The following is a 23,486-nucleotide window of genomic DNA, read 5'->3' as shown; positions in this document are numbered from 1 at the left end:
AGCCGGGCACATCAAAAAATACTGGGAGCCCGAGGCCATGGCCGCCGACAAGAATGCGTTCGTCTGGAATGACCCCTTCCTGATCGAGGACCAGTTGTCCGAGGACGAGCGCATGGTGCGCGACGGCGCAGCCGCCTTCGCCGCCGACAAGCTGGCGCCGCGCATCGAGGAAGCCTATGCCGACGAGAAGACCGATCCGTCTATCTTCCGCGAGATGGGCGAGGCGGGTCTGCTCGGCATTACCATTCCGGAAGAATATGGCGGTCTCGGCGCCAATTACGTCACCTACGGGCTGGTCGCGCGGGAAGTCGAGCGCATCGATTCCGGCTATCGCTCGATGATGAGCGTGCAGTCGTCGCTGGTGATGTATCCGATCCATGCCTATGGCTCGGACGCGCAGCGCAAGAAATACCTGCCGAAGCTGGCGTCCGGCGAATGGATCGGCTGCTTCGGCCTCACCGAGCCGGATGCCGGCTCCGACCCGGGCGGCATGAAGACGCGCGCCGAGAAGACCGCGAACGGCTACAGGCTCTCCGGCTCCAAGATGTGGATTTCCAACGCACCGATCGCCGACGTTTTCGTCGTCTGGGCGAAGTTGAAGGGCGAGAACGGCAAGGACGAGATCCGCGGCTTCGTGCTGGAAAAGGGCATGAAGGGGCTTTCGGCGCCGAAGATCGGCGGCAAGCTGTCGCTGCGCGCGTCGATCACCGGCGAAGTGGTGATGGAGGGTGTCGAGGTCGGCGAGGAGGCGCTGCTGCCCAACGCCAGGGGCCTCGGCGGTCCGTTCGGCTGCCTCAATCGGGCGCGCTACGGCATTTCCTGGGGCGCCATGGGTGCGGCCGAGGATTGCTGGCAGCGGGCGCGGCAATATGGCCTCGATCGCAAACAGTTCGGCAAGCCGCTGGCCGGCACGCAGTTGTTCCAGAAGAAGCTCGCCGACATGCAGACCGAGATCGCGCTCGGCCTGCAGGGCTCATTGCGGGTCGGGCGGTTGATGGACGAAGGCAAGATGGCGCCGGAGATGATCTCGATCGTCAAGCGCAACAATTGCGGCAAGGCGCTCGACATCGCCCGCCAGGCCCGGGACATGCATGGCGGCAACGGCATCCAGATCGGCTACCACGTTATGCGCCACGCGCAGAACCTGGAGACGGTGAACACCTATGAGGGCACGCATGACGTGCATGCGCTGATCCTCGGACGGGCGCAGACTGGCATCCAGGCGTTTTTCTAAGCCGGCAACGCTGCTTAAATTAGTTGCAGCGCAACATCTCTGCTTGGAAAACGGCCAGCATCTATGTCAGGGTTCGGCGGATTGAAACGCCGAACTCCGGGGTACCATGGCAATTCTGGCAGCCGTCCATCACCTGACCCATTACAAATACGACCGGCCGGTGGTGCTTGGTCCCCAGGTGATCAGGCTGCAGCCGGCACCGCATTCGCGCACCAAGGTGCTCAGCCATTCGCTGAAGGTCGAGCCGAAGAACCACTTCGTCAATCTACAGCAAGACCCTTACGGCAACTTCCTCGCCCGCTTCGTCTTCCCGGAGCCGGTGACGGAATTGAAGATCGAGGTCGACCTCGTCGCCGACATGACCGTCTACAACCCATTCGATTTCTTCGTCGAGGAAAGCGCCGAAACCTTCCCGTTCGATTATCCCGAGGAGATCAGGGAAGACCTCGCCATCTACCGCACGCCGGAACCGGCCGGGCCTCTTCTGTCGAAATTCCTCGAAAGCATCGACCGCAGCCCGACGAACACCGTCAATTTCCTGGTCGACCTCAATGCGCGGCTGCAACGCGAGATCGCTTACATCGTGCGCATGGAAACCGGCGTCTATTCGCCGGAAGAGACGCTCGCCGCGGCGAAGGGCTCGTGCCGGGATTCGAGCTGGCTGTTGGTGCAGATCCTCAGGAATCTCGGCATCGCCGCGCGTTTCGTCTCCGGTTATCTGATCCAGCTGAAGCCGGATCTGGTTTCGCTCGACGGACCGCCTGGAACCTCGGTCGATTTCACCGACCTGCATGCGTGGTGCGAGGTCTATATTCCCGGCGCCGGCTGGATCGGTTTCGACCCGACCTCCGGCCTGCTCACCGGCGAAAGCCATGTGCCGCTCGCCGCGACGCCGCACTTCCGCAATGCGGCGCCGATCTCCGGCATGGCGAGCTTCGCCAATGTCGATTTCGGCTTCGACATGCGCGTTGACCGGATCGCCGAGCATCCGCGCATCACCAAGCCCTTTTCCGACGAGAGCTGGGAAGCGCTCGATGCGCTGGGCAACAAGGTTGATGCGGCGCTTGTGGACGGAGATGTTCGCCTCACCATGGGCGGCGAGCCGACCTTCGTGTCGATCGACGATTTCGAATCCGCCGAGTGGAACACAGCGGCCGTCGGCCCGACCAAGCGCGACAAGGCGGACCAACTGATCCGCCGGCTGCGCGAACGCTTCGCGCCGGGCGGTTTCCTGCATTACGGCCAGGGCAAATGGTATCCGGGCGAGAGCCTGCCGCGCTGGACCTTCTCGCTCTACTGGCGCACCGATGGCGAGCCGGTCTGGCGCGATCCGTCGCTGATCGCGCGAGAGACGGGCAAGGCGGCCATCGGACCGGAGCAGGCCGAGAGCCTGCTCAAGGCGATCGCGGGCGAGTTGGGCATCGACAAGGAAATGGTCAGCGAAGCCTATGAAGATCCGGGCGAATGGCTGCTCAAGGAAGGCAAGCTGCCGGACAATGTCGATCCTTCCAATTCCAAGCTGGAAGACCCGGAAGAGCGCAGCCGCATGGCGCGCGTCTTCGAGCGCGGGCTGACCAAGCCGTCCGGCTATGTGCTGCCGGTGCAGCGCTGGAACAGCCAGGCCACAGGGCAGCGCTGGCGCTCGGAGAAATGGAAGACGCGGCGCGGGAGGTTGTTCCTGGTGCCCGGCGATTCCCCGGTCGGCTATCGCCTGCCGCTCGGCGCGCTGCCCTACGTGCCGCCGGCGCAATTCCCTTACATCGTGCCGGTAGACCCCTCCGTGCCGCGTGGCCCGCTGCCGACGCGCGCCGAAATCCTGCCTGGCACGGCTGAGTCCGGCGGTGCCGATGAGATGGCGCGGCGCCAGACGGAGGCCTCCTTTACGGCGGCCGCCGCCCAGCAGGACCGCGTCGAGCAGCAACTGACCGAGATCGGGGGGGCAGTGCGGACCGCGCTCACCGTCGAGCCGCGTGACGGCCGGCTGTGCGTGTTCATGCCGCCGGTCGAGGCGCTTGAGGATTATCTCGAACTGGTGGCGGCGGCGGAGAACGCCGCCAAGGCGATCGGCCTGCCGGTGCATATCGAGGGCTACGCTCCGCCGCACGACCCGCGCCTCAACGTCATTCGCGTGGCGCCGGATCCGGGCGTCATCGAGGTGAACATCCACCCGGCCGCCAGCTGGCAGGAATGCGTCGCCACCACCACGGCGATCTACGAGGAAGCCAGGCAGTCGCGGCTGGGCACCGACAAATTCATGATCGACGGCCGCCACACCGGCACCGGCGGCGGCAACCACGTGGTGGTCGGCGGCGCGACGCCGAATGACAGCCCGTTCCTGCGCCGGCCCGACCTGTTGAAGAGCCTGGTGCTGCAATGGCAGCGGCATCCGTCGCTGTCCTACCTGTTTTCCGGCCTGTTCATCGGTCCGACCAGCCAGGCGCCGCGCTTCGACGAGGCGCGGCACGATTCACTTTATGAGCTGGAGATCGCGCTGGCGCAGGTGCCGCATCCGGGCAAGGGCGCGGCACCCTTGCCGTGGCTGGTCGACCGGTTGTTCCGCAATCTCCTGACCGACGTGACCGGCAACACGCACCGTTCGGAAATCTGCATCGACAAATTGTTCTCTCCGGATGGGCCAACCGGCAGGCTGGGGCTGGTCGAGTTCCGCGGCTTCGAAATGCCGCCCAATGCGCGTATGAGCCTCGCGCAACAATTGCTGGTGCGCGCCATCATCGCCCGCACCTGGAAGAATCCGCTCGATGGCCGCTTCGTGCGCTGGGGTACCTCACTGCATGACCGTTTCATGCTGCCGCACTATGTCTGGGCGGATTTCCTCGACGTACTGGACGACTTGAAGCTCAACGGCTTCGACTTCCGCCCCGAATGGTTCGCCGCCCAGCTCGAATTCCGCTTCCCGTTCTGCGGCGAGGTTCAGCATGCCGGCGTCAAGCTGGAGCTCAGGCAGGCGCTGGAGCCCTGGCATGTGATGGGGGAGCAGGGCGCCATCGGCGGTACTGTCCGGTTCGTCGATTCCTCGGTCGAGCGGCTGCAGGTGCGGACCGAGGGCCTCAATCCGGAGCGCCACGCCATCGTCTGCAACGGCCGCATCGTGCCGATGAAGATCACCGACAACCGCGAGGTCGCGGTGGCCGGGGTGCGCTTCAAGGCCTGGCAGCCGGCCTCCGGCCTGCATCCGGCCCTGCCGGTCAACACGCCGCTGGTCTTCGACATCTATGACCGCTGGTCGGGTCGCTCGGTCGGCGGCTGCGTCTACCATGTCGCGCATCCGGGGGGCCGCAACTACGACACCTTCCCGGTCAACGGCAACGAGGCGGAGGCGCGTCGCCTCGCCCGCTTCGAGCCGCGCGGCCATACGCCGGGCGGCTATGTGCTGCGTGACGAAGAAGTCTCTGAAGAGTTCCCGATGACCCTTGACCTCAGGCGGCCGGCGAGACTCTGATCGACAATGGCCAAGGGGAATCAGAAACGGGCAGGCGGCAGGCCGCGGGCGCAGAGCCTGCTGGAACGCTACCGGCCGATCGAAGGCGTCGTGGACGAAATGGTCGACGCGTCGGGCAGCCCGCGTCCGGCCTGGCGCTCCTTCATCGATGCGCTCGACGGATTAGGAGCGGAGCGGCTTGGCCAGCGTTTTGCCCGCGCCGACCAGTATCTGCGCGATGCCGGCGTCTATTATCGCGTCTACGAACAGGCTGGCGCCAACGAGCGCGAATGGCCGCTGGCGCATGTCCCGCTGCTCATCGACGAGAAGGAATGGACCGAGATCAGCGCCGGGCTGGTGCAGCGCGCCGATCTGTTCGAGGCGATCCTTGCCGATATCTATGGACCGAACCGGCTGATCGAGAAGGGCATCCTGCCGGCCGGGCTGATCGCGGCGAGCCCCGAATATCTGCGCCCGGTCGCCGGCGTCCGGCCCGCCAATGGTCATTTTCTGCACATGATCGCCTTCGAGCTCGGCCGTGGCCCGGACGGTGGTTGGTGGGTGCTGGGCGATCGCACCCAGGCGCCGTCGGGCGCAGGCTTTGCGCTTGAGAACCGCGTCGCCACCACGCGCGCGCTGTCCGACATCTATGGCGAGATGCATGTGCATCGCCTTGCCGGCTTCTTCCGCCGCTTCCGCGATGCGCTGAACGGCATGGCAAAGGAGTCAGGCGGCCGCGTCGCCATCCTGACGCCGGGACCGCTCAACGAGACCTATTACGAGCACGCTTATATCGCCCGCTATCTTGGCATCATGCTGCTGGAGGGCGAGGATCTGACGGTCTCCGGCGGCAGGCTGATGGTGCGCACGGTTTCGGGCCTGGTGCCGATCGGCGTGTTGTGGCGGCGGCTCGATGCCGCCTTTGCCGATCCGCTGGAGTTGAGGCCCGAATCGCAGATCGGCACGCCGGGGCTGGTCGAGGCGATCCGGCGCGGCACGGTGTCGGCGGTCAATGCGCTTGGCTCAGGGCTGATGGAAACGCGGGCGCTGCTGTCATTCCTGCCGAGGATCGCGCGGGAACTGCAAGGCGATGGTCTCAAGCTGCCGAGCATCGCCACCTGGTGGTGCGGGCAGGAGGCCGAGCGCGCCCATGTGCTGGCCAACATAGACCACATGGTCGTCGGCCCGGCGCTGTCGACCAGGCTTGCCTTCGAGGATGACGGCGCGACCCGGCTCGGATCGTCCCTCTCGGCTGGCGAGCGGGCCGAGCTCGTCGCGCGGATCGAGGCGGACGGCGCCGGTTTCGTCGGCCAGGAGGCGGTGACGCTGTCGACCACCCCTGTGTTCGTCGACGGCCGGCTGGAGCCGCGACCCGCCAGCCTGCGCGTCTATCTGGCGCGCACGCCGGAAGGCTGGGCGGTAATGCCCGGCGGTTTCGCCCGTGTCGGCTTCTCGCTCGACCCGACGGCGATCGCCATGCAGCGCGGTGGCCAGGCGGCGGATGTCTGGGTGGTCAGCGACCGGCCGGTCGAGCGCGAGACGCTGCTGCCGCAGGAGCATGAGGGTTTCACCCGCACCATGCCGGGCAGCCTGCCCAGCCGCGCGGCCGAGAACCTGACGTGGCTCGGGCGCTATATAGAGCGTTCGGAAGACACGGTGCGCGTGCTGCGCGCCTATCACGTACGGCTTGCCGAGACGTCCGATCCGGATATGCCGCTGCTTGCCGATATCAGGGACTACCTGGAGCCGTTCGGCATCGAGGTGGACCAAGCCATTCCGCTGGGATTGATCGGCACCTTGGATAGCGCCGTCTACAGCGCCGGCCAGATACGCGACCGCTTTTCGCCCGACGGCTGGCTGGCGCTCAAGGATCTTTCGAAGACCGTTCACAAGTTCGGGCAGACGGTCGCGCCCGGAGATGATGCGACACGGGCGATGACTGTCCTTTTGCGCAAACTCGCCGGCTTCTCCGGCCTGCTGCACGAGAACATGTATCGCTTCACCGGCTGGCGGTTCCTGGAGATCGGCCGCAGGCTGGAACGTGGCATCCAGATCGCGGGCACGCTCAGCCGGCTGACCAGGAAGGGGGCGCCGGAAGGCGCGCTCGACATGATGCTGGAAATCGGCGACAGCGTCATGACCCACCGCCGGCAATATCCGGTGCAGGCCGGGCGCCGCACGGTCATCGACCTGCTGGCGCTCGACCCGCTCAATCCGCGTTCGGTCCTGTTCCAGCTCGAGCGGCTGAAAACCGAGATCGGCATGCTGCCCTCGATCGGTGGCGAGGGGCATATGTCGCCCGCTGCCAAGGAAATCCTGCAGCTCAACACTGCAATCGCAGTGAGGGAACCATCGGACATGACGGCGGATGTGCTGGATGATCTCGCGACCGAGATCGGCAATCTCTACAACAGCCTCGCCAAAGCCTATTTTGGTTAGCATGCTGTACGATATCAGGCTTCACCTCAGCTACGACTATGACGCCGCGGCCGGTGGTAGCCGGCATCAGGTGCGGGTGCTGCCGCCGACGATTGCGGGCGTGCAGCGCGTCGTGGTCGCCTCGCTGTCTTTCGTGCCAAACCCGTCTGAGCGCACGGATTTTTCCGATTTCTTCGGCAACAACGTCACCGCGATCGCCTTCCGCGATGTCCATGACGGCCTCGATATCAAGATGAGCGCGCGTGTGTCGGTGTCGCGTCCGGAACCCGGGCTTGACGTTTCGCCAGATTTGCAGCGGCTCAAAGAGGAACTCGGCTCGGTCCGCTCCCTGTCGCCGTCCGCGCCGCATCATTTCCTCGCTGCCAGCGATCATGTCGGCATCGATGCCGCGATCACCGCCTATGCGCGGGAAAGCCTGGCCGGCTCGACGGTGGCCACGGCCGTTAATCTCTGCAACCGCATCCATCGCGATTTCACCTATGACGGCAAGGCGACGACCGTGCAGACGCGGGCGAGCGACGCCTTCGCGCTGAAGCGCGGCGTCTGCCAGGATTTTTCCCATATCATGATCGCCGGCCTGCGTGGGCTGGGCATTCCGGCGGGCTATGTCAGCGGCTTCCTGCGCACCATTCCGCCGAAGGGCAAGCCGAGGCTCGAAGGCGCGGACGCCATGCATGCCTGGGTGAAGGCCTGGTGCGGGCGCGATGCCGGCTGGCAGGAATTCGACCCGACAAACGGCATGCGGGCGAGCAACGACCATATCACCGTCGGCTATGGCCGCGACTATTCCGACGTGGCGCCGATCGTCGGCGTGCTGAAGACCACCGGCGGCCAGGTCGGCGAGCAGGCGGTCGACGTCATTCCGGTCGCCATGGAAAAAGTGTGACGGCAATCCCGATCGCCGGATAGATGCTTCTCAAGCACGGGCGCGACCGATATCGTGAGCATAGGGATTGGCGTCGGAAAAAGCGGTTATCGGCGAGGTGCTTCTAGTCGACGATTCATCGTCCGACGACACCGCTGCCGTCGCCGTGGAAGCGGCGTTGCGGCTTGCCTTGCCGCTGCGCGTGATCAAGTCGAACTGCCGCGACGCCGGCGGCTCCAGGAATCTGGCGCTGGAGCAAGCCCGCTTTCCCTGGATCTACATGATCGACGCCGACGACCTTCATCTGGAAGGCGGCTTGCGTATGTTGCTGGCGACCGCCACCAAGGCGCAACCCGGGGCCGACATGGCTGTCGGCGCTTACCGCCGCAGGGTCGATGGCGGGGAGCGGTCGACCAAGCTGCCGGGCGGCTACACGGCAAGCGGACCGGCCAATGCGTGCGCCTATATCGAAGGACGGATACGGTCGATCGCGGTCGGCAGCGCGTTGGTGTCGAGGCGGCTCATAGGCGAGACAAGATTTGCGACCGGTCTTGCCTATGACGAGGACACCCTGTTCTGGGCGCGCGTGATGGCCAGGGCTTCGCTTGCGATCGTGACCCAACCCATATTCATCTATTTTGTGTCGGCGGAGCGCTCCGACGATCGTTTCATGGTCAGATCCGCCGCGCGCTTTCTGGAATGGCGCTTGGCGCTGCGCCGGCTCGGGTCCTGCGGCATCGCGGAGCGGTCGCTCAAGATCAGGGAAGGCCTCGTCGCCTTGAAGATCGCGCGCGTTCATTACGCGCGCGGCGATTTCGACAAGGCGGCAAGATTCCTTACGGTGGCCGAGGCCGCGCCACGGGCGGCCGCGGACGTCTGGCGTTGCATACGCTATCGATTGAAGATCTCGCTACGGCGTCGGTTCTCGGCGCCGGCCGCCCAACCGCAACGCGCCTGATGGCCGAGAGGCCGGACCTCGCCGTCGCCTGGTTTCCCGACGACATCGGCTTTAGGCTCTGGGACAGCGGTAGGAGGCTACTTTCCCGCCCATGCCGACGACGGGCTCTGGATGGCGGATTTATCGCTCGACCACCAGGGCTGACGCCCTTCTGGAACAAGTCACCGGCGCGCGCCTTTATCTACGGATCATTTCGCGGAGCCGGCATGTTACAGCATTCACAAGCGTCATCGGACCGTTCGGCGCGGGCCGAGGAAACCCGGAGGAACGGCGCTCGCAGCTCGGCCGACAGCACGTCGCTCAACTATGTCAGCGATGCCGATCCCGGCATCCGCAGATTGCGGAAAGGCGCGGGATTCGCCTATCTGGGACCCGACGGCAAAGCCGTCGACGAAGCGACGTTTGCGCGCATCAGGGCGATTGTCATTCCGCCGGCCTGGACGGATGTGTGGATCTCGCCCGATCCGGACGGCCATATCCAGGCAACCGGCAGGGACCAGCGCGGCCGCAAGCAGTACCGTTACCATCCGCAATGGACCGAAGAGCGCGACGGCGTCAAATATTCCAGCCTCGTCGCCTTCGCGGAAAGCCTGCCCGCGGTCAGGCGGCAGATCGATGCCGACCTGCGCCGGCACGGGCTGCCGCTGGAGCGCGTCGTCGCCTCGGTGGTCTGGCTGCTCGACAACACCATGATCCGCATCGGCAACGCTGCCTACGCAAAGGACAACAAGAGTTTCGGGCTGACCACGCTGCGCGACCGTCATGTCGAGATCACCGGCTCCAGCCTGCGCTTCGCCTTCAAGGGCAAGTCGGGCAAGGAATGGAAGCTGAAGCTGGCCGATCGGCGCATCGCCAAGATCGTGCGCGGCGCCCAGGATCTGCCCGGGCAGAAACTGTTCCAATATCTGGACGAGGATGGCGCCCGGCAGCCGGTGCGTTCGGAGGACGTCAACCGCTACATTCGCCAGGCTTCGGGGGCGGAATTCAGCTCCAAGCATTTTCGCACCTGGGGCGGCACCATCCATGCGGCGTCGCTGTTAGCGCGGACCGAGCTACCGGACAGCAAGACGCAGCAAAAGCGGGTGATCAACGGCATCGTCGACAAGGTCGCCGAGCGGCTGGGCAATACACGTGCCGTCTGCCGCAAATGCTACATCCACCCGCTGGTGTTCGAGGCTTGGAGCGAAGGGCGCCTGCTTGACGAAATGGCTGAGGCCAACAAGCGTAAACGCCTGATATCCGGCCTCGATGAGGAAGAAACGCTGGTGCTCAGATGGCTGCAGGCGCATGGCGCCTGACGGTCGGGTCGGAGAGACAGCCAAGTCCGTGATCGGCAGCTAAATTTTTTTATCGACCTCGTGTCGGGAAGGGTCCTAGTGTCGCGTCCTTTGATACGGAAAGGACCTGCCATGCTCTACGCCATCCTCTGCTACGCCTCCGAAGACGTTGTTTGCTCGTGGAGCAAGGAACAGGATGACGAGGTCATGGCGAAGCTCCTCAATGTCCAGGACAAATACGCCAAGGCCGGCCGGCTCGGCCCGGTGGCGCGCCTTCTGCCGACGACTGCCGCGACGACCCTGAGAAAGGTCAAGGGCGAAGCGGTCGTGCTCGACGGCCCGTTCGCCGAGACCAAGGAGCAGTTCCTAGGCTTCTACACGCTCGAATGCCGCCACCTCGACGAGGCCGTTGAATTCGCCCGCGAGCTTTCCGAGGTCAATCCGAGCGGCGGCTCCTATGAGATCCGGCCGGTCTCGGTCTTCAATCCGACAAAGGTCGCGGTATGACGGACCTTGCCTGGATAAGCACGGCGATCAGCAACGCCCGTCCGCAGGCGATGGGCGCGCTGCTGCGCTACTTCCGCGACCTCGACGCCGCGGAAGAGGCTTTCCAGGACGCATGCCTGAGGGCACTCAAGAACTGGCCGAAGAACGGGCCGCCGCGCGATCCGGCGGCTTGGCTGATCTTCGTCGGCCGCAACAGCGGCATCGATGCCGTGCGCAAGCGCGCCAAGCAGGCGGCGATGCCGGAAGAGGACCAGATCTCCGATCTGGAAGACGCCGAGAGCGACATGGCCGAGCGGCTCGACGGCGAGCATTACCGCGACGATATCCTGCGGCTCCTGTTCATCTGCTGCCATCCGGATCTGCCGGCAACACAGCAGATCGCGGTGGCGCTGCGCATCGTTTCCGGCCTCACCGTCAAGCAGATCGCGCGGGCTTTCCTGGTCGGCGAAAGCGCCATGGAGCAGCGCATCACCCGCGCCAAGGCACGCATCGCCGATGCCGGCGTGCCGTTCGAGACGCCGGGTGCCGTCGAGCGCTCGGAGCGGCTCGCCGCTGTCGCCGCGATGGTCTATCTGATCTTCAACGAAGGCTATTCGAGCAATGGCGGCGAGGCGCCGGCCCGGGCGCCGCTTTGCGAGGAAGCGATCCGCCTTGCGCGCCTGCTGCTCAGGCTGTTCCAGGCCGAGCCGGAGATCATGGGGTTGACCGCACTGCTTCTGCTGCAGCATGCACGCGCGCCGGCGCGTTTCGACGAGAATGGCGAGATCGTCCTGCTCGAGGACCAGGACCGTTCGCTGTGGAGCCGCAAGATGATCGACGAAGGCCTCGCACTGGTCGACAAGGCGCTGCGCCACCGCAAGCCCGGCCCTTACCAGGTGCAGGCGGCAATTGCCGCGCTGCATGCGCGGGCGGCTGTCGCCGAGGACACCGACTGGACCGAGATCGACCTGCTTTACGGCCTGTTGGAGCAGATGCAGCCGTCGCCGGTGGTGACGCTGAACCGCGCAGTCGCGGTGAGCAAGGTGCGCGGCCCAGAAGCCGCACTCGCAATGATCGAGCCGCTGGAAGAGCGGCTTTCGGGCTATTTCCACTTCTTCGGGCTGAGGGGCGGGCTCTTGATGCAGCTTGGCCGCAACGAGGAGGCGCGTGTCGCCTTCGACCGCGCGATCGCACTGGCTAACACCGCGGCGGAAGCGGCGCATATCCGCATGCATATCGACCGGCTGATCAAGGAGAGCGCCGAGAAGTCCTCTTTCCAGAAGGCTCGGTGAGGCGTGTTGAGATTCAGGTGAGGCTGGCCTGCAAATGGCGGCTTCCTGCGCCTTCCGGTGCTCACGTACTTTAAGTACGCTCCGCTCCGGTTCTCGGAATCCACCATCTTCGACTCAGCCTGACCTGAATTTCAACACGGCTTGGCCTTAGCTTGCGCATCTGGCCCAATTTCGCGACCCGGCCTTGGACCATGCCGGGGTGGCGGTTTTTCCCTGAAACGAGTAATGCCACGCCATCAAAGTGCCCAGGCGTGCCCGACGGCACGCCAAAGAGATGGCGCATGGCTCCATTCCCACCCTGTGAGAGGCGGGACCTGAAAGGGATAAAAATGACATTAGCGAAGGAAACGGCTTCACTTCTTGAGAAACTCGGCGTCGCCAAGGAGGCGCTTTCCGGCGGCGACCTCGTCGTGCGCAGCCCGGTGACGGGCGAAGAGATCGCGGCGCTCAAGTCGATCTCGGCCGCCGACGCGGGCAAGGCCATCGATGCCGCGCACAAGGCCTTCCAGGCCTGGCGCCTGGTGCCGGGCCCGAAGCGCGGTGAACTGGTGCGGCTGTTAGGCGAAGAACTGCGCGCGCATAAGGATGAGCTCGGCCGGCTGGTGTCGATCGAGGTCGGCAAGATCCCGTCCGAGGGTCTGGGCGAAGTCCAGGAAATGATCGACATCTGCGATTTCGCGGTCGGCCTCTCCCGGCAATTGTATGGTCTCACCATCGCAACCGAGCGTCCCGGACACCGCATGATGGAGACCTGGCATCCGCTCGGCGTCGTCGGTGTCATCTCGGCCTTCAACTTCCCGGTCGCGGTTTGGTCGTGGAACGCGGCGCTCGCTTTCGTTTGCGGCGATACGGTGGTGTGGAAGCCGTCGGAAAAGACGCCACTGACGGCGCTTGCCTGCGAGGCGATCTTCAAGCGCGCCGCAAAGCGCTTCGGCGCTGATGCGCCGGACGGCCTGCTGCAGGTGCTGATCGGCGACCGTGTCGCCGGCGAGGTGCTCGTCGACCATCCGAAGGTGCCGCTGGTCTCGGCCACCGGCTCGACCCGCATGGGCCGCGAGGTCGGTCCCAGGCTTGCCAAGCGCTTTGCCCGCGCGGTGCTTGAGCTCGGCGGCAACAATGCCGGCATCGTGACGCCCACCGCCGATCTCGACATGGCGCTGCGCGCCATCGCCTTCGGCGCCATGGGCACCGCCGGCCAGCGCTGCACGACGCTGAGGCGCCTGTTCGTGCATGACAGCGTCTATGACGCGCTGCTGCCGCGGCTGAAGAAGGCCTATCAGACCGTTTCGGTCGGCAATCCGCTGGAAGGCAAGGCGCTGGTCGGTCCGCTGATCGACAAGGCCGCCTTCGACGGTATGCAGAAGGCGCTGAAGGAAGCCGAGGCGCATGGCGGCAAGGTGACCGGCGGCACGCGCGTCGAGAACGGCCATCCGGATGCCTACTATGTGCATCCGGCGCTGGTCGAGATGCCCAAGCAGGTTTCACCGGTGACGGAAGAAACCTTCGCGCCGATCCTCTATGTGATGAAATATTCCGATTTCGACGAGGCGCTCGAACTGCACAACGCGGTCGGCGCCGGCCTGTCGTCGTCGATCTTCACCCGCGACTTGCAGGAATCGGAACGCTTCCTCGGTGTCGACGGCTCGGATTGCGGTATCGCTAACGTCAATATCGGCACTTCGGGCGCCGAGATCGGCGGGGCGTTCGGTGGCGAGAAGGAGACGGGCGGCGGCCGCGAGAGCGGCTCGGACGCCTGGAAGGCCTATATGCGCCGGGCCACCAACACGGTGAACTTCTCCAAGGCGCTGCCGCTCGCGCAAGGCGTGTCGTTCGACATCGACTGAGGACAGGCGCAGGCGCCGCGACCGTGGCGCCTGATACCGCTCCATCAGAAAGCCTTGCCGGTCACGGGATCGAACAGACGAAGCGCGTCCGCGTCGAAGACGAAAGCGCATGGCTGCCCCTTCGCGATCCGGGCTTGCGGTGGCAGGGTCGCCGTCAGCTTTTGCGCGCCGATCCGGGCAGTCGTGACTTGTTCCGGTCCCGTCAATTCGACGACGTCGATCTCGACGGGCAGCGACAAGTCGGCGTCGCTGCCCGGCCCAAGGCGGAGCACTTCGGGCCTGATCCCGGCCGCGACCGAAGCACCGTCGCGGACGACGTTGGCGTAGCGGTCCGGCAGGGCCAGCCGCGCGTCCGTGCCGGCGATGGCGAGCTTGCCGTCCTCGACGGTGGCGTCCAGCATGTTCATCGCCGGGGCGCCAACGAAGCCGGCGACATAGAGCGTCGCCGGGTGGTTGTAGATTTCTTGCGGTGTGCCGAGTTGCTCGATGCGGCCGTCGCGCATGACGGCGATGCGGGTCGCCAGCGTCATCGCCTCGATCTGGTCGTGGGTGACGTAGACGACCGTGGTGCGCAGCATCTCATGCAGGCGCTTCAATTCGGTGCGCATTTCCAGGCGCAGCTTGGCGTCGAGATTGGAGAGCGGCTCGTCGAATAGGAAGACCTGCGGCTTGCGCACCAGCGCCCGGCCGATGGCGACGCGCTGGCGCTGGCCGCCGGACAGCTGGCCGGGCTTTCGGTCGAGCAGGTTCTCGATCTGCAGGAGCTTCGCCGCTTCGCGCACCGCCTTGTCGCGCTCGGCGGCGGCAACCTTGCGCATCTCCAGGCCAAAGCCGATGTTGCGGCTGACGGTGAGGTTCGGATAGAGCGCGTAGGACTGGAAGACCATGGCGATGTCGCGGTTCTTCGGATGCACGCCCAGCACCGACCGGCCGCCGATCAGAACGTCGCCGCTGGTCGCCTCGGCGAGACCCGCGATAATGTTCAGCAAGGTGGACTTGCCGCAGCCGGACGAGCCGAGCAGCACCAGGAACTCGCCGTTCTCGAGCGCGATGTCGATGCCTTTCAGCGTCTCCACGCTGCCGTAAGTCTTGCGGACATCGCGGATTTCAAGCGCGCTCATGGTCGGCATCCTCGAATTGGATCGGCCCGCCATAGTCGCGGGGCAAGGTTGAGATGGCGCGCGACGCCACCTTGATGGCGGCGGCCAGACAGTTCTTCAGCGGCCGGCCCTGAGCCAGCGCGGCCAGAAAGGCGGCGTTGAAGACGTCGCCGGCGCCGATCGTATCGACGACTGTGACGCTGGGCGCCGGCACTTCAATGAGTTCGCCGCCGGCGCCGATGGCGATCGCGCCGCCCGGTCCCCGCTTGACGACGACCGTCGCCCCTGCCTTCATGCCGCCGCGGATCCTGCGCGCCGCTTCCGCCGGGTTTGCCAGGCCGGCCAATGTCGTCGTCTCGACCTCGTTGAACAGGGCCAGCTCGCAGTGCGACAGCCAACCACGCGCCGCCGCGCAGTTCGTCTCGGTCCAGCCTTCGATCGGCCAGCCGGTGTCGAGCGCGACGGATATCCGATGCGCTTCGGCCCAGTCGAAAAACGCGCCGTAGTCGCGGGTGAGGTCGTCGGTGAGAAAGGAACCGCTGAGCAGCGCATAGCCGCCGGCAAGCCGGTCACCGTCGAGCACCGAAAGCACGTCGTCCAGGCTGAAGCGGGGCAAGTGGCCGCGCGTGGTGAAGAAGGTGCGCTCGCCATCGGGATGGGTCATGCCGACCGACAGTGTCGTGCCTTCGGGACGAACCGGCCATTTCTGCGCGCGGTGCCCGAACGCCTCGCGCAGCCAACGGCCGAACTGGTCGTCGCCGAGATTGGCGGCAATCTCGAAGTCGATGCCCAACGCCCGCCAGGCCAGCGCCGTGTTGCCGGCCTGGCCGCCGACGCGCAGGTCGTCGTGGTCGACGACGGTCTCGGTGCCCGCCTTCGGCCAGGGCGCGACCGGGCCGACGATCAGGTCGACATTGACGTTGCCGATCACCGCAAGCGGCCGCATCATTCGCTCCGCGTGATCTTGGTGGTGCGCACCGGCGTTCCGGCATTCTCGACGCGGCTGTCGGCGAAGGCGATCATCAGGCGCTGCGCCACCGGCAACATGGCAAAGACCGCTGCCAGCCCGGAGGCAGGCTTGAACCTCAATGTAACGGCGCCCGCAACCGGCGGCATGCCCGAGGCGTCGAAGACGATCAGCGGCGCGCCGGCTTCGACGACGGACAGGGCCATCGCGGTGACGAGATCGGCGGTCGCGTCCTTGCCGCGAAAGAGGACGACGCCGATCTTCGGCCCGAGCATCTCCATCGGCCCATGGCGCAGCTGCCCGCCTTCGAGAGAAAAACAAGGCAGGCGCGACAGTTCGGTGAGGCCGAGCGCCAACGCTTCGGCGACGCCTTGCAGGCTGCGACCCGACGTGACCACGGTCGCCACATTGCCGAGAGCTGCAAGCGCCGGATCGATCTCAACCGTTTCCGGAGTCTTGAGCGCGGCCAGCGCCGCTGCGGGATCGTCGCCAAGCGCGGCCAGGATGGCGAGATGCAGGGCGAAGGTCACGGTCAGGCTGCGGGTCGCGGCAAAGGCGAGCTCGGTGCCGCCGGCGCCGACGAGGCAGGGCACCGTGCGCCCGAGGAAAGAGCCGGCCTCCAGCGTCAGGCCGAAGGTCCCCGTGCGATCGCCAGTCTCGGCGAACCAGCGCAACACCTCAGCACTTTCGCCGGACTGCGAAGTTACAATCACGGTCTTGCCGGCCAGCGGCAGCTTCTGTCCAAGCTGTTCCGACAGCGGCAGCGCGATGGCATCGATGCCGTGCGCGCGATAGAGCGGCTCGACGGCGCGGGCGACGGCATGCGAGGCACCCATGCCGAGCAGGACGAGCCGGCCGTTGCGCCTGATCGAGGCGGCGACCCTGGCTGCCACCTCCTGATTGCTGGCGAACGAGGCAAGCGCATCCTCATGCTGGCGCGACATCTCGCGGTCGATCGCGATGAGGCCTGCCGGGCGTTTCTTCTCTTCAGTCATCATTATCCTTTCACGCCGCCGCTGGTGAGGCCCGAGATCAGCGCGCGTTGCATGACGAGGCCGATCAGCACCGGCGGCAAGGCCGCGAGCACACCGGCGGTGGCGATCAGTCCGTAGTCGGAGACGCGGCCGCCGGCGAGATCGGCGATCGCGACCGTCAGCGTCTTTGCCCGCTGGTCCGAGGTGAAAAGCAGGGCGTAGAAGAACTCGTCCCAGGCCAGCAGCACGGCAAACAGCGCCGATGTCGCCACCACGGGCGCGGCCAGCGGCAAGGTGATGATGCGCCAGGTCTGCAACAGGCCGGCCCCATCGATCATCGCCGCGGCCTCGATCTCGCGTGGGATGGAATCGAATCCCGATTTCATCAGCCAGGTGGTGAAGGGCGCGAGGATCGTCAGATAGATCAGCGCCAGACCAAAGACGTTGTTGAGCAGGCCGAGATTGGACAGGCCCATATAGAGCGGCACAGAGAGCGCCACGGGCGGCAGCATGTAGGTAGCGATCACCATCGACAACGACCAGCCGACCGAAGGCGTGCGCGAGACCGCCCAGCCCGCCGGCACGGCAAGCAGGATCGCGGCAAGCGTCGCCATGCCGGCGACCTCCAGGCTGTTGCGCAGCGATGATGTGAAGGCGGCGCCGGCGCTGTTCTCGGCCCTAGACAGAAGCTGCGCGTAACGGGAGAAGTCGGCCGCTTGCGGCCACCAGCGCAGCGGCTTGGCGGCAAGATCGGCGGCGGGCGATATGCTCATGACGAAAAGCCAGGCAAGCGGTGCCAGGATGACGGCGGCAAGCAGGATGGCACAGAGATAGACGAAGGCGGTGAAGACCGGGTTCTTGCGTTCCATCAGGCGGCGCTCCCCGCGGTCTTCCTCACCAGCGTCGCATAGGCAACGGCGAGCACGGTGACGAGCAAAGTGACGATCAGCGCCAGCGAGGCGCCCGAGCCGGCACGCTGAAAGGAAAAGGCCTCCTGGTAAACCAGGATCGACAGCGAGCGTGTGCTGTTGGCCGGACCGCCGCGGGTCATTACCCAGATGATGTCGAAGACCTTGAAGGCCTCGATGGTGCGCAGCACCAGCGCCACCATCAGCGGGCCAGCGAGATAGGGCAGGATGACGAAGCGAAAGCGGTTGAAGGGGCCGGCGCCGTCGACCAGTGCCGCAGCGGTGATGTCTCGCGGCACCGTCTGCAGGGCAGCAAGCGCGATCAGCGCAACCAGGGGGAAATTCTTCCAGCAGTCGGCGACGATCAGCGCCGCAAGTGCCGTTCCGGGTTCGCCCAGCCAGGAGCGGTAGTCGTCGATGAGATGGAGCTGCGTCAGCGCCGCGTTCAGCGCGCCATATTCGGGATTGTAGATCAGCCGCCACAGCGTCGCGTTCACGACGGTGGGCAGCGCCCAGGGCAGGATCATCAGCCCGCGCAGTATCGCGCGGCCGCGGAATTCCTGGTTGAGCAGCAGCGCCGCCAGCACGCCGATCACCATCTCGGCGGCGACCGAGACGACCGCGAACCAGGTGGTGGTGATAAGCGTGCGGCTGAAGTTCGAGCTGGTCAGCATGTTCGTGTAGTTGTCGAAGCCGACGTAATTGCCCGCCGTGCCGACCAGCTGGGCGTCGGTGAAGGAAAGCCTGACGGTGTCGACCAATGGCCAGCCGATGACGGCGACCATGATCACCAGAAGCGGCAGCATCAAAAGCCACGCGCGCGTCGTCATCCAGGTGCCTGACATCCCGAGGCGCCTCTCTTCCTTCATCCGGTCAGAAACAGCACGGGCGGCACTCTTCCGATGAGGCCGCCCGCGTCGAGGAACGTCAGATCAGAGGCCGCTGTTCTGCGCGGCCGTCTTCAGCGCGTCTTCCGGCGTCGTCCGGCCGAGCAGCGATTCCTGGATGGCCTGCTGCAGGGCGGTCGAGAGTTGCTGGTATTTCGGCGTGGTCGGGCGCGGATACATTGCGGCGAGGCCGAGCTTGGCGGTGGCGATCAGCTCCTCCTGGCCCTTGGTGACGGCCGGGTCGTCGTAAGACGAGGCCCATATCGGCAGCGAGAGCTTGGCATATTGGTTCTGCGTCGCCTGCGAGGTCATGAACTCGATGTACTTCCAGGCCTCGTCCGGATGCTTCGAGACGGCGGTGACGCCGAGGCCCATCGAGCCGTTGACGGCGGAGACCTCGCTGGTGCCGGCAACGCCCGGCGCCGGCACGACACCGACCTTGCCGGCGACCTTCGAATCCTTCGGATCGTTGGCCATGTTGTACATATAGGTCCAGTTGAGCGCGAAGGCGGCGTCGCCGTTCTCGAACACCTTGCGGACGTCCTCTTCGAGGAATTCCTTGGAGTTCGGATTGGTGAGGCCGGACTTGTAGCTGTCGACCATGTATTTCAGCGCCGATGCGCCGCCGCCATTCTGGAAGTCTGGCTTGCCGTCCTTGAGGAAGTCGCCGCCATAGGCGCTGACCAGCGTGGTGTAGTCGCAGATCACGGCTTCGGCCTGCGCCCAGCTCCAGGCGATCGGCGTCTTCAGCAAGCCCTTGTCCTGGATGATCTTGGCCTGTTCGCCAAGCTCTTCCCAGGTCTTCGGCGGCGCCTTGATGCCTGCCTTTTCCAGGATCTCCTTGTTGTAGAACAGATATTTGGTGTCGAGGATCCACGGCATGCCGTAGTATTTGCCGTCATACTGGACGGTGGTCCAGGCGCCCGGCAGCACGCCCTTCTTCATGTCATCGGTGATCTTCGACGAGACGTCGACCAGCACTTTGTTGGTCGCATATTCGGCCGGCCAGATGACGTCGAACAGCACCACGTCGTAGCCGCCGCCCGACCCTTGAGCGAGCACGGTCTTGTCGTGCAAGCCTTCATAGGGAACGAATTCGAGGTTCACCTTGATGTCCGGATTGGCCTTGGTGAAGGCCTCGGTCATGGCGCGCACATCCGCCTCGCTATAGGCGGCCTGCGCCATGAAGAGCGCGTTCAATGTGGTCTCGGCGAAAGCCTGCGGGACGAACAGTCCGCCAACGAACACCGCGCCCAGAAGTGTCTTACCAATCGTTTTCAGCATTTGTCTTTCTCCCATTTTCGACAGCTGCGAGCAGGCGGCAGAGGCTGTACCGCTTCCTCGAATGTGTACCGCGCGTGACCGGATCTGCCGGAACGGTGGGGCGGCGACGGCTTTGAGCCATGCCGTCTTTTTCTCGAAACCGTCCGAACGTCACCATTAAGTCAATTCGCTTGACTTAATTAGTCGATCAATCCTTTAATGGAGTCAAGAGGGGAAACGACGGTGCACGACATCAACCCTATCCGTGCCAAAAGCGGCACCAACCAGGAGGGTACCAGCGCGCATAACCGCCGCGTCATGATCGAGGCGCTGCGGCTCAACGGCGCGCTGTCGCGCGCCGACCTGGCGCGCGCGACGCAGCTGACCAAGCAGGCGGTTTCCAACATCATCGACGATCTCGAGCGGGACGGCCTGGTCGTGGCGCTGGATGCAGTGCGCAAGGGCAGGGGCCAGCCTTTCACGCCCTATCGGCTGGTGCCGGAAGGCGCCTTCGCCATCGGGCTGCAGATCGACCGGCATTTGGCACGGGTGGTGGTGGTCGATCTGGTCGGCAACGTCATGGCACGCGCCGAGGCCAACCTGCCGCTCGATGAACCGTCTCCCGGCGTCCAGACCATCCTCGGTCTCGTCGCGGATGTCAGGCGCGAACTGGCCGGCATTTCCGCGCAGTCCGAACGGCGGCTGGTCGGCCTTGGCGTCGCCATGCCGGGGCCGTTCGGTCTGAAGGAATCCGACGACAAATGGATGATGCCCGCCTGGCAGCAATTCCCGCTGCTCGAGACGCTTGCCGCCGGCACCGGACTGAATGTCGGGCTGCAGAACGACGCCGCCGCCTGCGCCACGGCGGAGCGCATCGTCGGCGCCGCGCATGGCGTCGATCACGCGGTCTGCCTTTATATCGGCTACGGCATCGCCGCCGGGCTGATCCTGAACGGCGAGCTTTACAATGGCGGCAACGGCAATGCCGGCGAGATCGGCAGGGCGCTGCTGTCGCCGGCCGGCCCCGGCTCGACGCCGTTGGAGCACCGCGCCTCGCTCGCCTCGCTCTACCAGCATCTCGGCCTCGACCCCGCCGAGAGGGGGCTTTACGAGAAGCTCGGCGCGCTGGCGCTTGCGCAAGACCCGAGGGTCTTGGGCTGGGTCGAAAGAGCTGCGTCCGATCTGCGCTGGAGCGTGCATCTAATCGAGACGATCTTCGATCCGCAGACCGTCATCCTCACCAGCAGCGCGCCCGAGGCGTTGGCCAGGCTTCTGCTTCAGGCCATGCATCCGCTGCTGCCGTCGATCGCTGACCGCCCCGTGAGGCGCCTGCCGCGGCTGCAGCTTGGCAGCACCGATCCCTGGGCGATCGCCGTGGGCGCAGCGGCCGAGCCGATCAGCCGGGCCTTCGATCCGCGCTTTTCCGCCATCCTGAAGGCCGGATAGTAAAGCGGATACGTTCAGCTGACCGTCATGCTGGCGGCGAAGGCCGCGTCGATGATGGCAAGCTTGACCGCCTGCGCGGTGACGTATTCGCCGTAGAATTCCTTCGAGATCCACATGACGGAATGACCGCGCTGCCCGAGCCAGCCGACGCTGCCGAGCGCCTCGGCGTCGCGCAGTTTGCGCGCAAGGTGGGTGCGCGACAGTTTCAGCCATTTGGCGAAGTCGCCGATCGACAGCACGCCGGTCGGGATGCGCTCCTGACCGGCATTCAGGGGGTCGACGCCGGCGATCAGCCAGTCCATGACGACGCCGCCATTGTTGAGCCAGGTGAACAGAGAAAAGGTTTGTTGCGGCTCACGCACCGGCACGGAGGAAATCAGGCCGTCCGCGATCAACGGCTGCAACTTGGCCAGCATCTGCGGCTTTGCCTGGAATGTTTCCAACCGGTTCGCGCCGTCAAGAGCATCAAGCGTGCTGAGATGCATGTGAATCCAGCCGATCAACGGCTCCAAGGTCATGGCGGGCAGGTGCAGGGGACGAATGCGGCCGTCCTCGCCGGCCGGCCCGGCCTCGATGAAATTATAGTGCTGCATTTCCTTGATGAAGGCATGGGCGGTGTTTCGGCTGGCCACCGCGTGCTGGACGGTGACGTCGACAAAACGCGCCGCCGTCAGTTCCTTCCGGTAGTCGCTGGGATCCCTGCGAAAATACAAGGCAAGACCGATATGGGCCATCAGCCAGCGTTGCTGGGTGGCAAAGACCGAGGATGCCCGCGGATTTCCCTCATAGGCGTGCTGCATCGCCATGGCTTGCGCGCGCACACAAGCATGCAGTGCCGGGTGACCGGCAATGTCCTCGTAAGTCAAAGCACCCTCCCAGCTTCCACCCAAAGATGCTGTAGTCTCGCAAGTTGCGGATAGCAGTTTTGGCCGGCGCCCGCCACCGTGGGGCGGGTTTTGCGCGGAGGCCGCGCCGGGTTCTTATGGTCAGCGGCCTTGCGGTGCTGAGATGCAGGCTGCGAAAGCCGCGTCGACGATAGCCAGCTTGGCTGCCTGGACGGCCATGTATTCGTCGAAGAACTGCCGTGAGACCCACATCACGGAATGGCCGCGCTGGCCGACCCAGCCGATGCTGCCGAGTGCCTCGGCATCCTGGAGCTTCCGCGCCAGGTGGGTGCGCGAGAGCTTCAGCCAGTGCGCGAATTCACTCACTGAGATGACGCCGGTCGGTATCCTGTCGAGATGGATGTCGTCGGGATCGATGCCGGACATCAGCCAGTCCATGACGATGCCGCCGTTATTTAGCCAGATAAACAATGAAAAAGTCTGCCCAGGTTCACGCACGCCGTCGCTGGCCAGCAATCCGTCGGCAATGAGGGGCTGCAGGGCGGGCAGCATCTCGGGTCGCTCGAGGAAGGTTTCAAGCCGGTTTCCGCCATCAATATGGTCGAGCGTTCTCAGATGCGCATAGATCCAGCTGGTGAAGGTCTGGACGGTACCCTCCGTGACCCGCAAGGGATGGGCGCGGCCATCACCGCTGGCCGAAATATATTCGGCGATGTTGTAGTGCAGCATCTCCTTGACGAAGGCTTCGGCGGTATTGCGGCTGGCCACGGAATGGCGTCGCACGACCTCGATGAAACGCGCCATCGTCATTTCGGTGCGGCGATCGTTGGGATCGCGCCGGAAATGCAGAGCCAGGCCGACATGAGCGAGCAGCCAGCGCTGCTGGGTGGCGAAGACGGCGGCCAGCCGCGGGGTCGTTTCGTAGACATGGATGAGCGCGCGCGACTGTTCCTGCACACTGCGAAGCGCTGCCGGATGACGGACGATCTCTGCGGCACTCAGCGGCATTTCCTGCGGTACTCCATGCGATTCCACGCAACGACAAATGAAGATTCCCAATCTTCGCTGGTTGTGTCCAGTTGCCTATTGGAACAACGAACGATCATGCCAGGTGAGGTGCTGCGTTCCTAGCTAACTCTCTGCACCGGTTCGCAAAACCCGTCCCAATAATAATCGGTCCGCAACCTTGCGCTGAATTGCCGAGCGGGCACAGGGTTCGCGCCATCGGGGCTGCGGGGAGCGCTTTCCCGGAAAAGAAGAAA

At 65.1% G+C, this 23,486-nt stretch carries 18 protein-coding genes; 10 read left to right on the top strand and 8 right to left on the bottom strand.

Annotated features, from left to right (window positions below):
- Window positions 1-37: 37 nt before the first annotated feature.
- From EN869_RS08510 to EN869_RS08470, 9 genes are all read left to right on the top strand, one after another.
- On the top strand, window positions 38-1,234 hold the full coding sequence (locus tag EN869_RS08510) for an acyl-CoA dehydrogenase (RefSeq protein ID WP_127225785.1): 1,197 nt from the start codon (window positions 38-40) through the stop codon (window positions 1,232-1,234).
- A 106-nt stretch (window positions 1,235-1,340) separates the two neighbouring features.
- Window positions 1,341-4,694, top strand: a complete 3,354-nt coding sequence (locus EN869_RS08505) for a transglutaminase family protein (protein ID WP_127225786.1) — start codon at window positions 1,341-1,343, stop codon at window positions 4,692-4,694.
- A 6-nt stretch (window positions 4,695-4,700) separates the two neighbouring features.
- Entirely contained in the window at window positions 4,701-7,112 is a 2,412-nt protein-coding gene (locus EN869_RS08500; protein WP_127225787.1) for a circularly permuted type 2 ATP-grasp protein, read from the top strand.
- Between the two features lies 1 nt (window position 7,113).
- Window positions 7,114-7,998, top strand: a complete 885-nt coding sequence (locus EN869_RS08495) for a transglutaminase family protein (RefSeq protein ID WP_127225788.1) — start codon at window positions 7,114-7,116, stop codon at window positions 7,996-7,998.
- A gap of 67 nt (window positions 7,999-8,065) precedes the next feature.
- Window positions 8,066-8,935 (top strand): glycosyltransferase family 2 protein, encoded by an 870-nt coding sequence (locus EN869_RS08490; protein WP_127225789.1) that lies wholly within the window; start codon window positions 8,066-8,068, stop codon window positions 8,933-8,935.
- A gap of 206 nt (window positions 8,936-9,141) precedes the next feature.
- Window positions 9,142-10,233, top strand: a complete 1,092-nt coding sequence (locus EN869_RS08485; RefSeq protein ID WP_127225790.1) for a DNA topoisomerase IB — start codon at window positions 9,142-9,144, stop codon at window positions 10,231-10,233.
- 111 nt (window positions 10,234-10,344) lie between these two features.
- On the top strand, window positions 10,345-10,719 hold the full coding sequence (locus EN869_RS08480) for a YciI family protein (RefSeq protein ID WP_127225791.1): 375 nt from the start codon (window positions 10,345-10,347) through the stop codon (window positions 10,717-10,719).
- A complete protein-coding gene (locus tag EN869_RS08475; RefSeq protein ID WP_127225792.1) occupies window positions 10,716-11,990 on the top strand; it encodes an RNA polymerase sigma factor in 1,275 nt (424 codons plus the stop codon). Before EN869_RS08480 ends, EN869_RS08475 begins: the two co-directional genes overlap by 4 nt.
- A gap of 329 nt (window positions 11,991-12,319) precedes the next feature.
- Window positions 12,320-13,834 (top strand): aldehyde dehydrogenase family protein, encoded by a 1,515-nt coding sequence (locus EN869_RS08470; RefSeq protein ID WP_127225793.1) that lies wholly within the window; start codon window positions 12,320-12,322, stop codon window positions 13,832-13,834.
- Between the two features lie 44 nt (window positions 13,835-13,878).
- Here the strand turns inward: EN869_RS08470 and ugpC are convergent, their stop codons facing one another.
- The 6 genes from ugpC to EN869_RS08440 all read right to left on the bottom strand — a co-directional run bounded on the left by ugpC (window position 13,879) and on the right by EN869_RS08440 (window position 19,954).
- Complete coding sequence (gene ugpC, locus EN869_RS08465; protein ID WP_127225794.1) at window positions 13,879-14,955, bottom strand: sn-glycerol-3-phosphate ABC transporter ATP-binding protein UgpC; 1,077 nt, start codon at window positions 14,953-14,955, stop codon at window positions 13,879-13,881.
- Window positions 14,942-15,880 carry a PfkB family carbohydrate kinase gene (locus EN869_RS08460; RefSeq protein ID WP_127225795.1) on the bottom strand — a complete coding sequence of 313 codons (939 nt, stop codon included), beginning with the start codon at window positions 15,878-15,880 and terminating at the stop codon, window positions 14,942-14,944. The genes ugpC and EN869_RS08460 overlap by 14 nt, the downstream gene beginning before the upstream one ends.
- Window positions 15,880-16,896, bottom strand: coding sequence for an SIS domain-containing protein (locus EN869_RS08455; RefSeq protein ID WP_127225997.1), 1,017 nt, complete (start codon window positions 16,894-16,896; stop codon window positions 15,880-15,882). The genes EN869_RS08460 and EN869_RS08455 overlap by 1 nt, the downstream gene beginning before the upstream one ends.
- A 2-nt stretch (window positions 16,897-16,898) precedes the next feature.
- Window positions 16,899-17,744 carry a carbohydrate ABC transporter permease gene (locus EN869_RS08450; RefSeq protein WP_127225796.1) on the bottom strand — a complete coding sequence of 282 codons (846 nt, stop codon included), beginning with the start codon at window positions 17,742-17,744 and terminating at the stop codon, window positions 16,899-16,901.
- Window positions 17,744-18,628, bottom strand: a complete 885-nt coding sequence (locus EN869_RS08445; protein ID WP_127225797.1) for a sugar ABC transporter permease — start codon at window positions 18,626-18,628, stop codon at window positions 17,744-17,746. The genes EN869_RS08450 and EN869_RS08445 overlap by 1 nt, the downstream gene beginning before the upstream one ends.
- 87 nt (window positions 18,629-18,715) lie before the next feature.
- The gene (locus tag EN869_RS08440) at window positions 18,716-19,954 is read right to left on the bottom strand and encodes an extracellular solute-binding protein (protein WP_127225798.1); all 1,239 of its coding nucleotides are present in this window, start codon (window positions 19,952-19,954) and stop codon (window positions 18,716-18,718) included.
- Window positions 19,955-20,176: 222 nt separating this feature from the next.
- Here EN869_RS08440 and EN869_RS08435 point away from each other — a divergent pair, with 222 nt between their 5' ends.
- Window positions 20,177-21,379, top strand: coding sequence for an ROK family transcriptional regulator (locus EN869_RS08435; RefSeq protein ID WP_127225799.1), 1,203 nt, complete (start codon window positions 20,177-20,179; stop codon window positions 21,377-21,379).
- A 14-nt stretch (window positions 21,380-21,393) separates the two neighbouring features.
- Here EN869_RS08435 and EN869_RS08430 read toward each other — a convergent pair whose 3' ends face one another.
- Both EN869_RS08430 and EN869_RS08425 read right to left on the bottom strand, forming a co-directional pair.
- Window positions 21,394-22,245: a hypothetical protein gene (locus EN869_RS08430; RefSeq protein WP_245489392.1), complete on the bottom strand. Its 852-nt coding sequence runs from the start codon at window positions 22,243-22,245 to the stop codon at window positions 21,394-21,396.
- A 120-nt stretch (window positions 22,246-22,365) separates the two neighbouring features.
- Window positions 22,366-23,232: a hypothetical protein gene (locus tag EN869_RS08425; RefSeq protein WP_127225801.1), complete on the bottom strand. Its 867-nt coding sequence runs from the start codon at window positions 23,230-23,232 to the stop codon at window positions 22,366-22,368.
- Window positions 23,233-23,486: the final 254 nt, after the last annotated feature.

The sequence above is a fragment of the Mesorhizobium sp. M2D.F.Ca.ET.226.01.1.1 genome (assembly GCF_004022705.2).
Lineage (GTDB): Bacteria > Pseudomonadota > Alphaproteobacteria > Rhizobiales > Rhizobiaceae > Mesorhizobium.
This window is presented reverse-complemented; position numbering and strand designations above follow the sequence as displayed.